12 protein-coding genes are annotated in these 12,644 nt (G+C 41.9%); 4 read left to right on the forward strand and 8 right to left on the reverse strand.

The features are described 5' to 3' along the window. Positions 1 to 118: 118 nt before the first annotated feature. Positions 119 to 454 carry a hypothetical protein gene (locus tag JMY08_RS04550; protein ID WP_189581866.1) on the reverse strand — a complete coding sequence of 112 codons (336 nt, stop codon included), beginning with the start codon at positions 452 to 454 and terminating at the stop codon, positions 119 to 121. Between the two features lie 289 nt (positions 455 to 743). Beyond that, positions 744 to 1,601 carry an AraC family transcriptional regulator gene (locus tag JMY08_RS04555; protein WP_265089741.1) on the reverse strand — a complete coding sequence of 286 codons (858 nt, stop codon included), beginning with the start codon at positions 1,599 to 1,601 and terminating at the stop codon, positions 744 to 746. Between the two features lie 234 nt (positions 1,602 to 1,835). Between JMY08_RS04555 and JMY08_RS04560 the strand changes: the two genes are divergently transcribed. After that, a complete protein-coding gene (locus tag JMY08_RS04560; protein WP_010196208.1) occupies positions 1,836 to 2,249 on the forward strand; it encodes an organic hydroperoxide resistance protein in 414 nt (137 codons plus the stop codon). Between the two features lie 294 nt (positions 2,250 to 2,543). On the opposite strand, the gene JMY08_RS04565 is transcribed toward JMY08_RS04560, so the two are convergent. Then, positions 2,544 to 3,491: a DMT family transporter gene (locus JMY08_RS04565; RefSeq protein WP_201591365.1), complete on the reverse strand. Its 948-nt coding sequence runs from the start codon at positions 3,489 to 3,491 to the stop codon at positions 2,544 to 2,546. Between the two features lie 272 nt (positions 3,492 to 3,763). Next, on the reverse strand, positions 3,764 to 4,675 hold the full coding sequence (locus tag JMY08_RS04570; protein ID WP_201591368.1) for a DMT family transporter: 912 nt from the start codon (positions 4,673 to 4,675) through the stop codon (positions 3,764 to 3,766). Between the two features lie 485 nt (positions 4,676 to 5,160). Here JMY08_RS04570 and JMY08_RS04575 point away from each other — a divergent pair, with 485 nt between their 5' ends. Further along, on the forward strand, positions 5,161 to 5,844 hold the full coding sequence (locus JMY08_RS04575; protein ID WP_201591395.1) for a DUF421 domain-containing protein: 684 nt from the start codon (positions 5,161 to 5,163) through the stop codon (positions 5,842 to 5,844). Positions 5,845 to 5,973: 129 nt separating this feature from the next. Here JMY08_RS04575 and creD read toward each other — a convergent pair whose 3' ends face one another. The 4 genes from creD to pnuC form a co-directional block, all read right to left on the reverse strand. Further along, the gene (gene creD, locus JMY08_RS04580; RefSeq protein ID WP_201591411.1) at positions 5,974 to 7,611 is read right to left on the reverse strand and encodes a cell envelope integrity protein CreD; all 1,638 of its coding nucleotides are present in this window, start codon (positions 7,609 to 7,611) and stop codon (positions 5,974 to 5,976) included. A gap of 129 nt (positions 7,612 to 7,740) precedes the next feature. Continuing rightward, complete coding sequence (locus JMY08_RS04585) at positions 7,741 to 8,265, reverse strand: TIGR00645 family protein (protein WP_201591414.1); 525 nt, start codon at positions 8,263 to 8,265, stop codon at positions 7,741 to 7,743. A gap of 74 nt (positions 8,266 to 8,339) precedes the next feature. Next, positions 8,340 to 8,951, reverse strand: a complete 612-nt coding sequence (locus JMY08_RS04590; protein WP_201591417.1) for an AAA family ATPase — start codon at positions 8,949 to 8,951, stop codon at positions 8,340 to 8,342. Next, positions 8,890 to 9,615 carry a nicotinamide riboside transporter PnuC gene (gene pnuC, locus JMY08_RS04595; protein WP_201591420.1) on the reverse strand — a complete coding sequence of 242 codons (726 nt, stop codon included), beginning with the start codon at positions 9,613 to 9,615 and terminating at the stop codon, positions 8,890 to 8,892. Before pnuC ends, JMY08_RS04590 begins: the two co-directional genes overlap by 62 nt. Positions 9,616 to 9,911: 296 nt before the next feature. Here pnuC and JMY08_RS04600 point away from each other — a divergent pair, with 296 nt between their 5' ends. Both JMY08_RS04600 and prfA read left to right on the forward strand, forming a co-directional pair. Continuing rightward, a complete protein-coding gene (locus JMY08_RS04600; protein ID WP_201591423.1) occupies positions 9,912 to 11,057 on the forward strand; it encodes a beta-ketoacyl-ACP synthase III in 1,146 nt (381 codons plus the stop codon). Between the two features lie 264 nt (positions 11,058 to 11,321). Next, positions 11,322 to 12,413, forward strand: a complete 1,092-nt coding sequence (gene prfA, locus JMY08_RS04605) for a peptide chain release factor 1 (RefSeq protein WP_189581893.1) — start codon at positions 11,322 to 11,324, stop codon at positions 12,411 to 12,413. Positions 12,414 to 12,644 lie beyond the last annotated feature (231 nt).

The following is a 12,644-nucleotide window of genomic DNA, read 5'->3' on the forward strand; positions in this document are numbered from 1 at the left end:
CTGATTCTTATCAGTGAACTTAGCGCACCCTACGTGAACTCTAATATTCAAGCCAATACTGTTTGCTCAGAAATACTTAGAATAAAGCATCCAAGGTGGTATTAGGGGATCTTGACTATTAGTTTCGACGATTCAGATTTCTTTTTACCACGCCCATGCTATAAGCCAAAAAAGCAATAAATGTTAAAAAGACGATAAAAGGGGTAAGCAGCCATATCGTAATATTGATGAGTAAGGGCGATAAGAAGCCATCAAACATATCGAAATCTAGCCTTAAAGAGTCACTCAATACGTCAATTGCCCGCTTGGAAATCGGGAAGAGCAATGTGCTTAGCGCTAACATATGGTTATACTTACCAAAATCAGGATCTGTCATTAATACGGAAAAGTAAAAGACCGAGTAAAAGACAGTACTTAGTGTCCAGCATTTGAGTGTGTAACTGAAACGAATCATAGTACCTCCTCACGAAATATGCTTGTGATTAACCTAGGAATAACGGTGTTTTAATAGCCCTAAATGCATAAATTATATATATGTTATATTATGAATATATAGGGTAAGTCAACTGTTATTTTCTGGATTAAAACATTTCGTAAATAATTCGATTGGGACGTCTAAGTGTCTCCTTGATATGAATACGCAGAGTAATAAAACGAAGTCAAAAGCTACGCTGACCTAGAAGACCAAAGTCATCAAGGTCTGAGTGTTATTTCATAACATGTGCGCCAGATTATTAGATGTATCAATTAACCTCACTGCTCGGACTGACCCCAAACAAGCGCTTATATTCACGGCTAAATTGACTGGGGCTTTCATAGCCTACCTGCATGGCGACTTGCGAAATTTGTAATTCACCAAGTTGAATAAGCTGCCTCGCTGCCATCAAGCGTAGGCTTTTTTGGTATTGCAGCGGACTTAACTGGGTGATCTCTTTAAAGTGCTGATGAAACCCTGAGACACTCATGCCACATTTACTGGCCAGCTCTTCGATGATGACGGGTTCACTCAAATGCGCTTTGAGCCAATCCGTTGCTTGGCTGATACGATGCGTATGACTGCCATTAACGACGAGCTGCCGCAATTTATTGCCTTGCTGTGCTGAGAGTAGTCGGTAGTAGATTTCTTGTTGAATTAATTTAGATAAAAAATCGAGATCGTTTGGATAATCGAGCAAGTTGATGAGTCGTTCAAAGGCGGCAAGTATCGTATTATCCAAATGCCATTTTATACCCAGATGCTTTTCTTCTGTATTTCGTGCGGGCGGTATCTGGGCCAATATTTCTCTAATCATAGCAAGGTCTAACTTCATAGACAGCACAATAACAGGCTTGTCTACTGAGGCATGTTTGACATGCATGCTCAGGGGAATGTTTACAGGGCAAAACATCAAATTGCTATTATCAAAATTTTGGCAATCATTTCCTAAATAAATCTCTCGCTCACCTTGCAATACAATACAAATACTAGGCTCTTGAATATAGCTGACGGTTCTATTGGGTCTATCTGCACAGTAGAAAAATAAACCCGGAATAGCAGACTCGATGGTTTGATTCTTGGGCAGTATGTTAAGTAGTTGCGCAATCGTTGTTGGCTGCATCATAGTTATCTTAGATAAATGGGTGTTGATTGAAAGTTTATAAGCTTGGTGTTTCTCGGATCGATATTTTTTATAGTATATCTTTGATGTAATGAATGGCTTAATCGTACATATATTTATAGAATTAGGCAAGATTTTTGGAGGACTATTCTAACGCTTTAAGCTGAGAGTGCCTATAATAACTCCATTGAAACAAAACAAGCATGACTTCTAATAACATCAAAAAAGGAATATATTATGAAAATTTTCTATAAAACTCGTGCAACAGCAACTGGTGGTCGTTCTGGACATACAGGCTTGGATGATGGCTCATTAGGCTTTGATTTGGTCTCTTTTCAAGAGCAAGACAAAGAGGGTGTTAATCCAGAGCAGCTTTTTGCGATGGGCTACGCGGCCTGTTTTGATAGTGCTTTGAACCTGACGGCGCAACAAATGAAACTGCCGATCACCGCTTCGAAAACCTCTACCCAAGTTGGTATTGGTATGAAGCAAGATGGCAGCTATAACTTAGATATAGATTTATACGTTGAAGTGTCTGGCATTGACGAAGCACAAGCGCAAACATTGATTGAAGCGGCTCATCAAGTTTGCCCGTACTCCAATGCCACGCGTGGTAATGTTGATGCACGCTTACACGTGACCGTTGTCTAATATAAGTTCTGTGCAGTAAAGCGATTATGGTTTTATGCTAGTAAATCAATAATTTATAAGCCTGAATAAACTGCTAAAAAACGCCAGTAGCTTAAGTGACTGGCGTTTTTTTGTCATCAATAAATATGATGTTCAGATGAAGTTGCAATAGCAATAAGTGATACCATTCACAAAAATTAGAGTAGGAAGGAAAACGAATATAAGTACTATGCACTGTAGATTAAGCGAGTTTGACACAGCTAATCGTACTTTTTGGGTTTGGTATGATCAGTATTTTTAAAATGAGGACATGCCTTACTGATGCGTATTATCTGGAATTACTATCATTTTTACGCCACCCCAAGTGACCAATACGATGCCAAGGGCAATTAAGGAAGCCCCTAAAAAAAGACCCTCTGGTGGACTTTCTCCCTGCAAAAAGATGGCCACCGGCACGCCAACGATTGCGCCTACTGAGCCCAATAAACTTAATAGCACGGGACCGCCTGTTTTTTGCAATAAAAACAGCAATAAAAATTGTCCAGCGAAGATAAAGGCTTGTAGCACAATCAACCCAATAGGCAGTAATGCGCCCGTTGGCACCGCAAGTGAGAAGTTCGGCAAGGTGCCAACCACACCTAGAAAGATAGCCGCCGCGATTAACATACCGGGTGCCAGCGAACTGGGCGACGCCGCATTTGGCCAACGCAAGGTACGATAGATATTCCCAATCGCTAGCAAAACAGGGCCACACAGCGCGAGTAAAATCCAGAAAATACTGGCATCGGGAGCCGAAAACTTGCGTATTGCTAAGACACCCACACCGCTCAGCGCTGCCGCCACGCCCACAGCGCGAACAACATTGAATGTCTCCATACGCATAAATAGCGCGCCAAGATAGGTGAGCAATGGTGGCAAAGCGATAATTAAAGCGACAAAACCTGCACCAACTTGTGGAATCGCAGAAAATAAAATCAGGTTGGAGCCCGCAACACTGACGAGGGCAGCGACCGAATAGTATTCTAAGCTACGGACAGTTAGCGGCGGCAAATCATGCCGTAAAATCGCCACGGCTGATAGTAGGAACGCTGCACCAGTAATCGACCAAAAAAGAAAGGCGAGTGGCGACAAGCCAATTTGCCCTGCCGCTTTCGCTAGATTGGTGGAAATGCCTATCAGGGCGCCACCAGCCAACAGGCATGTTAACGGGACAAGCCAAGTGTGTCTTTTATAAAATGAGTTGTTATTGGTTGATTCACTCATGAACTACCCTAGTAATAAGTAATGAAGCCGATTATTAGGGCGTGTTCTCATTTAGCCGCTTTCGTTCAAATTGAGGGACACGCCCTAGATAGAATATCATTATTAAAGACACGATAGCCAAAATCAGTTGAGTATTTATGAGTATGTTGGCTGTTACATAGTCATAACCACACATAAAAAATGCCAGTAACTTATGCTATTGGCATTCTTATTTTTGATGGGTATGACATAGAGTAAGTCATTTTATATCGGACTTAACATGCCTCATAATATTAACTCACGGTCTGTGGTGTCTTTTTATTTAAGATAAACACCAGTACCGCGCCCAAGATGACTGCACTTGCTAGGATAAACGGTAAGGTCAGTTGCTCCGATAAAAATACCACACCAAGTATGGCAGCCAATACTGGTACGCAGAGTTGTACTACCGCTGCCTGAGTGCTTTTTAATAAAGGCATTGCCATATACCAAACGCTGTAGCCCATGCCAGAAGCAATTGCGCCCGACGCGCAAGCCAATAAGATGCCCTCGATACTGATAGTGGCTAATGGCATATTTTTTAAATAAACCATACCAATAATGAGTAGTAGCGGAATAGCGACGAGGCTTCTGATAAAGTTAAAGCCCGTGGCTCGTAACGGTGATACGCAGGTTTTGCCGCGTATACTGTAGATGCCCCACGCTACGCCACTGATGGCCATCAATGTCGCTGCCAATACGGATGGGACAGCTGCTGATGGCAGCATAAGATAGACAAAACCTGCTACTGCTACGATAAAAGCCATCCATTGTAAGGCACTTAACTGCTCTTTTTTGTAAATGCCCCAGCCAATCATGGTGAGTTGAACCGCTGAAAATAAAATCAACGCGCCAGTTCCGGTGTCAAGCTCAACATAGGCAATCGAAAAGCAAAGCGCATACACCACCAAACTTAGACTGCTGAGCCAGCTGCCTTTGTCTTTCAAAATAGCTTTATTTTGTGGATTGTTGAAGGTTAAATCTTTGCGTCGTAGGTTATAGCTATAAACGCCCATAATAATGCTCAGACAGATAGCACCACTAAGCAGACGGATGATGGTGAAACTCCACGCATCTATGTATCCCTCTGCCAAGGCCATTCTACAAAAAAGAGAGTTTGCGGCAAATGCTATTAAGGCAATAATCGTGTATAACGTGGCTTTCAAAAATAATTCCTACAATCATTAAATTGGTTTTAATTAACTAGGGCGTGTCCTCAATTTAATTGATCATATCTAAACGGGCTAAAAATGGCTAAATTTTGTCAAAAATCGTTAAATAGCTGGTTAATATCCCGATATTATCTGCGCTATTTTCCTCGTTTGACTGCAATTTATCTCATTTTTATTACCATTTTTGAAATGAGGACACGCCCTAGAGTCTGTTGAACATTTATATGGTGTCAGGCGCGCTTAGTTTATCCTCTGTGGCACTTTTACTCGCCTTCCTTGTATCCAAAATATCTTGAATTGATTCAGAGCATCTTGAATTGACTCAAAATATTTTGGATCGACTATAGCAAAAATTTATTGTTGAGCCTTATATTGGAATGGAAGTAGTATAGTGCAATACCAAAAAACCTAACTTATAAATTAAAATGATACATACCTTATAAATAGGCTCGATTTGAAAATGACAAGGAAAGAAAGATATGGATTGGGCAAGTATTTTTATTTATGACACCACGTGGGTATTTGCTGCTGAAATTGCGATACGCGTCATCGTGATGTTTGCTCTGATCATTTTGTTTTTACGCTTTACTGGCAAGCGCGGCGTGCGCCAACTGTCTATTTTTGAGCTAACCATTATTTTATCACTTGGCTCTATCGCAGGTGACCCAATGTTCAATGAGGATTTGCCGCTTATTCAAGCAGTCCTAATCATGAGTATTGTGATTTTGCTATATCGTTTATGTACTTGGGCTATGATGAAATATCAGCCTTTCGAAGATCTGCTAGAAGGGAAGTCGCTCTACATTGTAGAAGACGGCATGCTGGTACTCGATAAAATTAAAAAGGGCAAAATGTCCCATGATGAGTTTTTTGCTGAAATGCGCCAACAAGGGGTTGAGCATCTGGGTCAAGTGCGTACTGGCTTGCTAGAGACAGATGGTAATTTTAGTATTTTGTTATATGCACCTGATCACACCATCTATGGTATGCCACTTTTCCCTAAGCAGTATCAACCCGTCAAAGAGATAGAGTCAGGAACGTATTATGCATGTATGCATTGTGGCTACGTCAATCACCTATCTGATCCCAATCAGTGCTGCGAACGCTGTGAAAACGACTGTAGAGACTGGGCAAAAGCCTTAAATAGCAAGATTGTTAGATGACAGTGAATTAGATGACAACTATATTAAATTATCTATGAGTAGATTGAGCAGTCTTATGTTGGTAGGTTTAGCAAGTTATACCAACGTAAGACTGCCCTAGACTGAACGTTTTGGCATGCTCTAACTAAGTTAGGCGATTTTATACCAGTCAATTTTACGGGTCATGACCATCACGCAAGCGAGTAGTACAAAACAGAAAACAGCACCAAGCAATAAATTCATATCTTCAGTGGTTAAGATGCCGAAAAATGAGGCATACAATCCTGCCAGTGTGGCAGTAAAAATCGCGGCTCGTTTGATACCGCCCAGTACATAATAAGTATACCAACCAATGAGTCCAACACAGGCGCTGGCAGCAATGGCATAAGCTTTCCAAAAGACGATTTGCTCAGCAAGTGGTAATAATAAAACATAAAAAACAAACAGCGCACAACCGACCAACAGGTACTGAATAGGGTGGATGCGGCTAGATTTAATCACTTCAAATAAGAAAAAAGTGCCGAATGAGACCAAGATTAATAATAAGGCGTATTTCATCGCTCGTTCGGTCTGTAAATATACGTCATTAGGCTCAGCAAAACTCACACCAAAGCTGTTCAGGCGCACATTTTGGTAGCTGTCAGTCACGGTAGTGCCTTCTTCTGTGACAATACCTTCTATTGCTGTAATCGCATCATCAGGAGTCATTGACTGGCTGCTGGTATCGAGAGTGGCTTTACTGATGACGACACATCGGTTGTTAGCGATGCTAAGACACTGCGATAAATATTGATTGTTGGCGATCGTTAGATATTGATTTTGCCAACTGGCTTCAAAACCGTTAGCAGTGAATTTCTTGGCGTTAGGGAGCGCCTTACCAATGAAATTGGGCGCATGCCAATTACTGCGCATCGTTAAGTTAAAGTTTTGCCCAGTCGGAACCGTATTTAAATTGCTGATACCCGCTAATGGTAAGTCAATCATGATGTCAGTCGCTTGAGTGCCTTTAATATCGGGCGACTGACTGCTTATATCTGTACTGGCTAATGCCTCGCTGTTGGTGCTTGTGGCAATGAGACTGCTTTTATTCTGCTGGCTAGCCATGTTTTTCGTGGCACGCTGCAATATGTTTTGCGGAATAGCGACTTCTACATAGGTCAGATTTTTCAGTAAGGGTGTCTGCGGGTAAGTCGCTTTTATCGGTTTTTGCTCAATGGTCACCGTTGGTAGAGTCGCGACGCCGCGCAGATCTGATACTGGAATAATCAATTTTGCTTCATTCCAGTGAATGATGGTTTCTTTGGGTTTCGTTTTATCGTTACTGGTAGGTGTATTGACGGAGCTTTGCTCTACACTAGCCGTGCTCGTCGCTTCATATAAGCGGCTGATGGCTTTATCAAAAGTGTAACGTTGGTCAAATGTCAACGCCCCATCATAACTGGTCGCATGATAGATGCCGCGCTTATAGGTATCAGTGCTTACCTCAAGATCTTGTGTTGCTTGGGTTTGGTTTGCAAAAATAGTTTCAATTTTTGAGTAGGACGGTGCACATTTACTGGTTGTGCCAGGCGTTGTAATCTGACACTCAGGCGTGACAGTAGTCGGAATGGCAATGAATGGCGTAATGACTTCTTGCGGATTGATATGCTGCTGGGCGATTTCTTTGATCACTGACGCGGCATAATTTTGACGCTCGTAAATTACTGAGCCAATCATATTGAGACCGATGGCGAAAATAATGCACAGCCCAGCGATGATAGATAGTTTGGTAAATAGTGTTTTTTGCATGAAAGCTCCTCATATGACTCTTTATTCCAAAACTGTCCATATAACAGTCAATAGGTTCAAAGAAAATCATAAAGGAGTGATAAAGAAAAAATATGTAAGAACAATGGAGAGTGTGTGGAATAATAAAAATCAGTGCTTTTTGGTGTCACCAACCACTTTGTCCATAATCGCAAATAGCAGGCCGGATAGAACGAATGTCATGTGAATAATGACCTTCCACATAAGTTTGTCCGCTTCACCCTCGCTCAGTTCATTAGGAATATCCATAAAGGATTTTAAAAGATCAATAGCAGAAATCGCAACGATGGCACCGATGACTTTTAATTTAAGCCCAGAAAAATCTACTTTCCCCATCCAACTGGGTCGATCAACATGATCGCCTGTGTCAATTTTTGAGACAAATATTTCATAGCCACTGAATATGATGATTAATAATAAACTGGCTACTAACGAGAGGTCGACTAACACTAATATATTAACAATGACATCTGATACCGAGGCGCTAAATACAGTGTTGAACATCATAAATGTTTTTTGAACGAACTTAACAAATAATAAAATAATACCTAGTACTAGCCCTAGATAAAAAGGCGCTAGTATCCAGCGGCTATGGAATATGGTTTTTTCTAAGTAAAATTCAAACTTTTTTAGCATGGATATCTCTTAGGTTTTTAAAGATAAAAGTAATGATGAGTTTATTGATACACTCTAATAAAGTTGCTGCGAGGCTATATATTGCTAATGTCAGTAAGCTGCGCTACTACCTGCTGAACTCGCTCCTGTCTATCGCCACCAATGCGCTGGAATGGTCTTTGGTGTTTATTTAGTTGGCTGGCGAAATAGGCGCTTATCTCGTCACGTTGATGCGGACTGTCTCGCAAGTCATCAGCGACCCATGGTGTATCAACGCCAGTCAATAATATCAAATCATAATGATGTGCCAATGCCGCTTGCTCAAGGGCGATAGGACAGTCGCCATAATACCAGTGAGAATAAACCATTAGCTCAAACAGACTGGTATCACAAAACAAATAATGGCTAGCATTGGACGTCTGAGCGACTTGTTTGGCCAATTTATTTTCTAACGCAATCTGACCTTGTGCGATAGGTAGCAGATCGTGCCACGTGCAAGTCAGCTGCTCGTCATTCCACTTTGCTTGTAGGTAGGTGCGCATATATTCTGCTACCCAAGGGCTATCAAAATGTGCTGCCAAATCCCGACATAAAGTCGTCTTGCCCGTACTTTCTGCGCCTAAAACAGCGACATTTATGACAGATTTAGGCGTATGCTGTATGAGGTTGTGCGCGATGTTGTGTACGATAGCGTCGTTGCCATTCATAATATGCCCAGATTGCGATGAAAGTGAAGACTATATATTGTAGCGCGGTAAACGTAAAACCTTTATAAAAGTATAACGGTACCGATATCGCATCGGCAATAATCCATAGTATCCAATGCTCAATCTTGCGCCGTGCCATGAGCCACATCGCCATAAGGAACAAGGCGGTAGTGAGCATATCAGTGTAGTCGACCCACGTAAATAAATGCAGTCCAAGTACTGCACCATCGAAGCTAAAACCGTTATTAATCACTGGTCGGAAATAATAAATCAGTGCTACAAACCCCATCGTTCCCGCTGCCAAAGCAGAGAGTATAGGTATGTCGCCTGCATGCAGGTGCTCGATACGGACATTATTAGCATCGTTTGACTGCTTATGCTCGACAGATTGAGTCTTCTTATTCTTTGACCAATTAATCCAGCCGTATAGGCTCATCACAGTATAGTAAGCATTGATAAACATATCGCCAAACAGCTGCCACTTCCACAGCAAATAGACAAATATCGCAGTGCTGACCAAGCCAATAGGAAAGACCAGAATATTGGTTTTGCTGGCAAGTAAGACACTTGCCACGCCAAAGACGACGGCAATCAGTTCAAGGACAATGAATATCGTAGAGTAGTCAGCGTATTGACCAAATAACCAATTGAGAAGTTCTGCCATTAGCTTTCCTAAATATAAGCGTGTATTGATATTCTTGCTAAATAATCTAGTTCGATGAATAGTACAGAGTAAAACAGCGCCAATTATAACGTAGCTACCGTAAAATGAACTGAGTCTTTGCTTATTTATGGCGAGAAACAGATTATTTGTAACAAAGTATTAGAAAAATTATAATATTCAGGCATAATAAAGGCACTGATTTTAAGTTTACAGTTATTCACTGAAATTGAATGGCTATTATTTTTCCACTTTTATGCTTATTCCAAGCACCACAGTAGTAGACAAGGAAGCTTATCATGACGACTTGTATCACGGGCACGGGCCTATATATCCCACCTTATAGCATCAGCAACGAAGAGTTAGTAGAGTCATTTAACCAGTATGTTGAAAATTATAATGCACAGCATGCTGATGAGATAGCAGCAGAGACTGTGACCGCACTTGAGCCTTCTTCAGCTGCTTTTATTGAAAAAGTATCGGGTATCAAATCACGTTATGTGATGGAAAAAGACGGCATTTTAGATCCTGAAATCATGGCTCCCGTGATTCCTTATCGCAATCTAGGTGAAGAGCTGTCTATCATGGCAGAAATGGGTGCCGCAGCACTTAGAGATGCTTTGGCAGATGCTGGACTTGAGGCCAATGACTTGGATGGTATTATCCTTGCTTGCTCAAACTTCCAGCGCACTTATCCTGCGGTTGCCATCGAGATTCAAAATGAAATCGGTATGATTGGCGGCTTTGCTTATGATATGAACGTCGCTTGTAGTGCCGCGACTTTTGGTCTATCACAAGCACATGGTTCTATCGTCTCTGGTTTGGCCAAGCGCATCGCTGTGGTCAACGTAGAGATTACCTCTGCGCATCTAAACTGGCGTAACCGTGACAGCCACTTCATCTTTGGTGACGTAGCGACAGCGTCTATCGTTGAAGATCTCGATACGCCAAAAGGTTATGAGATTCTTAACTCTAAGCTATTTACCCAATTTTCGACCAACATCAAAAACGAATACGGCTTTATGGATCGCTCAGAGTTTTTAGCGGCACAGACTGAGATGTATCCGGATATCAAAGAACCAGTCACTGATAAGTTGTTTCTACAGAATGGTCGTAAAGTATTCCGTGAAGTCTGTCCAAAAGTGTCAGAGATCATCACAGATCATTTGACTGAGAACGAATTACAAGCCAGTGATGTGAAAATGATGTGGTTACACCAAGCCAATGCCAATATGTTAGATTTAATTCTACGTACAGTCATAGGTAAAGAAGCAGATAAAGCGATTGTCCCAAGCGTCATTGCTGAATTTGCCAATACCAGCTCAGCCAGCCCGATGATTGTGTTCCATCGCTATAAAGATGAGTTAGCATCAGGTGATTTGGGCGTGATTTGTTCATTCGGCGCAGGTTATTCGATTGGCTCAGTATTGGTTCGTAAAGTGTAGCGTTTCATTCTAGATCTTTTTTAACGATAAAAATAGCCAAGATCCTTCTTGGCTATTTTTTTATGTCTACGTTTTTAGCATTGCATTTTATAACCACTAACTGATGAGAAAACAGGGGAATATTTCAGCAGCGATAGGAATGTCTGCCAATAGAATGGCAAAATTACTTAGAATAGCAGCAAGATTACTCAGAGGTTTTAATTTACGGTGAAAAATTTGCTATAATCACGCTCTTACTCTTATCATCCAATTAAAAGTCCTTTTATGAAAGAATCCTTACGCCTGCGTTTAGACCAGATGGTAGACCGTTATGAAGAGGTCACCGCCTTGTTATCAGATCCTAGTGTCATTAGTGATAATAATAAATTCCGTGAATTGTCTGTCGAGCACAGCGATTTGATGGATATCACTACTTTATGGCAAAACTACGTGGGTGCAGAAACGGATCAGGCCGATGCAGAAGCTATGCTGGCTGATGCGACAGATCCTGACATGAAAGAGATGATGCAAGACGAGATTGACAATGCTCGTGATACCATCGTAAAGATGGAAGAAGCGCTTAATCTTATGATGCTACCAAAAGATCCTAATGATAAAGTGCCAGCATTTTTGGAGATTCGTGCAGGGACCGGCGGCGACGAGGCAGCGATTTTCTCTGGTGACTTGTTCCGAATGTACCAAAAATACGCGCAGAGCCAAGGCTGGACATTGGACGTGCTGTCTGCAAGCGAAGGTGAGCATGGCGGGTATAAAGAAATCATCACTCGCGTATCAGGCAACAGCGTCTATGGTCGTCTAAAGTTTGAGTCTGGCGTGCACCGTGTCCAGCGTGTTCCTGAAACCGAAAGCCAAGGCCGTGTGCACACCTCAGCTTGTACCGTTGCAGTCATGCCTGAAGTTGAGATTGATGATACCGTCGAGCTCAACCCAGCTGATATCCGTTTTGATACGTTCCGTTCAAGCGGGGCTGGTGGTCAGCACGTTAACACCACCGACTCAGCTGTACGTTTGACACACATTCCAACGGGCACAGTCGCAGAGTGTCAACAAGAGCGTAGCCAACACAAAAACCGTGCACAAGCGATGAAAATGCTCATTTCACGTATTCAGCAGGTTAAGGTACAAGCACAAGTCGATGTTGCTGATTCGATGCGCCGCGACTTAATCGGTAGTGGCGATCGCAGTGAGCGTATTCGCACCTATAATTTCCCGCAAGGGCGTATGACCGATCATCGTATCAACCTGACCTTATACAAGCTCGACTCTATTATGGAAGGCGACTTGGATGAGATTCTTGACTCATTACTACGTGAGCATCAGGCTGATTTGATGGCGAGTATCGGCGGTGGCGACTAGCAGCCAATCCTACAACACATTGGCAGTTTTATGATTTTTCATCATGATGTCATTTTTTTATAATAATAGGGTCTGTTGAACATTCAAATGTGGCACTGGCAGTGGCTATTTTTTAGACAATACGCAGTGAAATTTTTGATTCCTAGTCATTCTAGGGTAGACAATTTCGCCATGTATTGGCAAAAAATAGTCCCGCCCCGAAGGGCTGATGCTAAAATCGCACCAAACGTT

The organism is Psychrobacter sp. Pi2-51 (genome assembly GCF_904846665.1).
Lineage (GTDB): Bacteria > Pseudomonadota > Gammaproteobacteria > Pseudomonadales > Moraxellaceae > Psychrobacter > Psychrobacter glaciei.

Coding starts and splice junctions, on each gene's coding strand:
- JMY08_RS04600 (WP_201591423.1), top strand. CDS start 9,912: ATGACGACTTGTATCACGGGCACGGGCCTATATATCCCACCTTATAGC.
- creD (WP_201591411.1), bottom strand. CDS start 7,611: ATGCAAAAAACACTATTTACCAAACTATCTATCATCGCTGGGCTGTGC.
- pnuC (WP_201591420.1), bottom strand. CDS start 9,615: ATGGCAGAACTTCTCAATTGGTTATTTGGTCAATACGCTGACTACTCT.
- JMY08_RS04560 (WP_010196208.1), top strand. CDS start 1,836: ATGAAAATTTTCTATAAAACTCGTGCAACAGCAACTGGTGGTCGTTCT.
- JMY08_RS04565 (WP_201591365.1), bottom strand. CDS start 3,491: ATGAGTGAATCAACCAATAACAACTCATTTTATAAAAGACACACTTGG.
- JMY08_RS04590 (WP_201591417.1), bottom strand. CDS start 8,951: ATGAATGGCAACGACGCTATCGTACACAACATCGCGCACAACCTCATA.
- JMY08_RS04575 (WP_201591395.1), top strand. CDS start 5,161: ATGGATTGGGCAAGTATTTTTATTTATGACACCACGTGGGTATTTGCT.
- JMY08_RS04585 (WP_201591414.1), bottom strand. CDS start 8,265: ATGCTAAAAAAGTTTGAATTTTACTTAGAAAAAACCATATTCCATAGC.
- JMY08_RS04555 (WP_265089741.1), bottom strand. CDS start 1,601: ATGATGCAGCCAACAACGATTGCGCAACTACTTAACATACTGCCCAAG.
- prfA (WP_189581893.1), top strand. CDS start 11,322: ATGAAAGAATCCTTACGCCTGCGTTTAGACCAGATGGTAGACCGTTAT.
- JMY08_RS04550 (WP_189581866.1), bottom strand. CDS start 454: ATGATTCGTTTCAGTTACACACTCAAATGCTGGACACTAAGTACTGTC.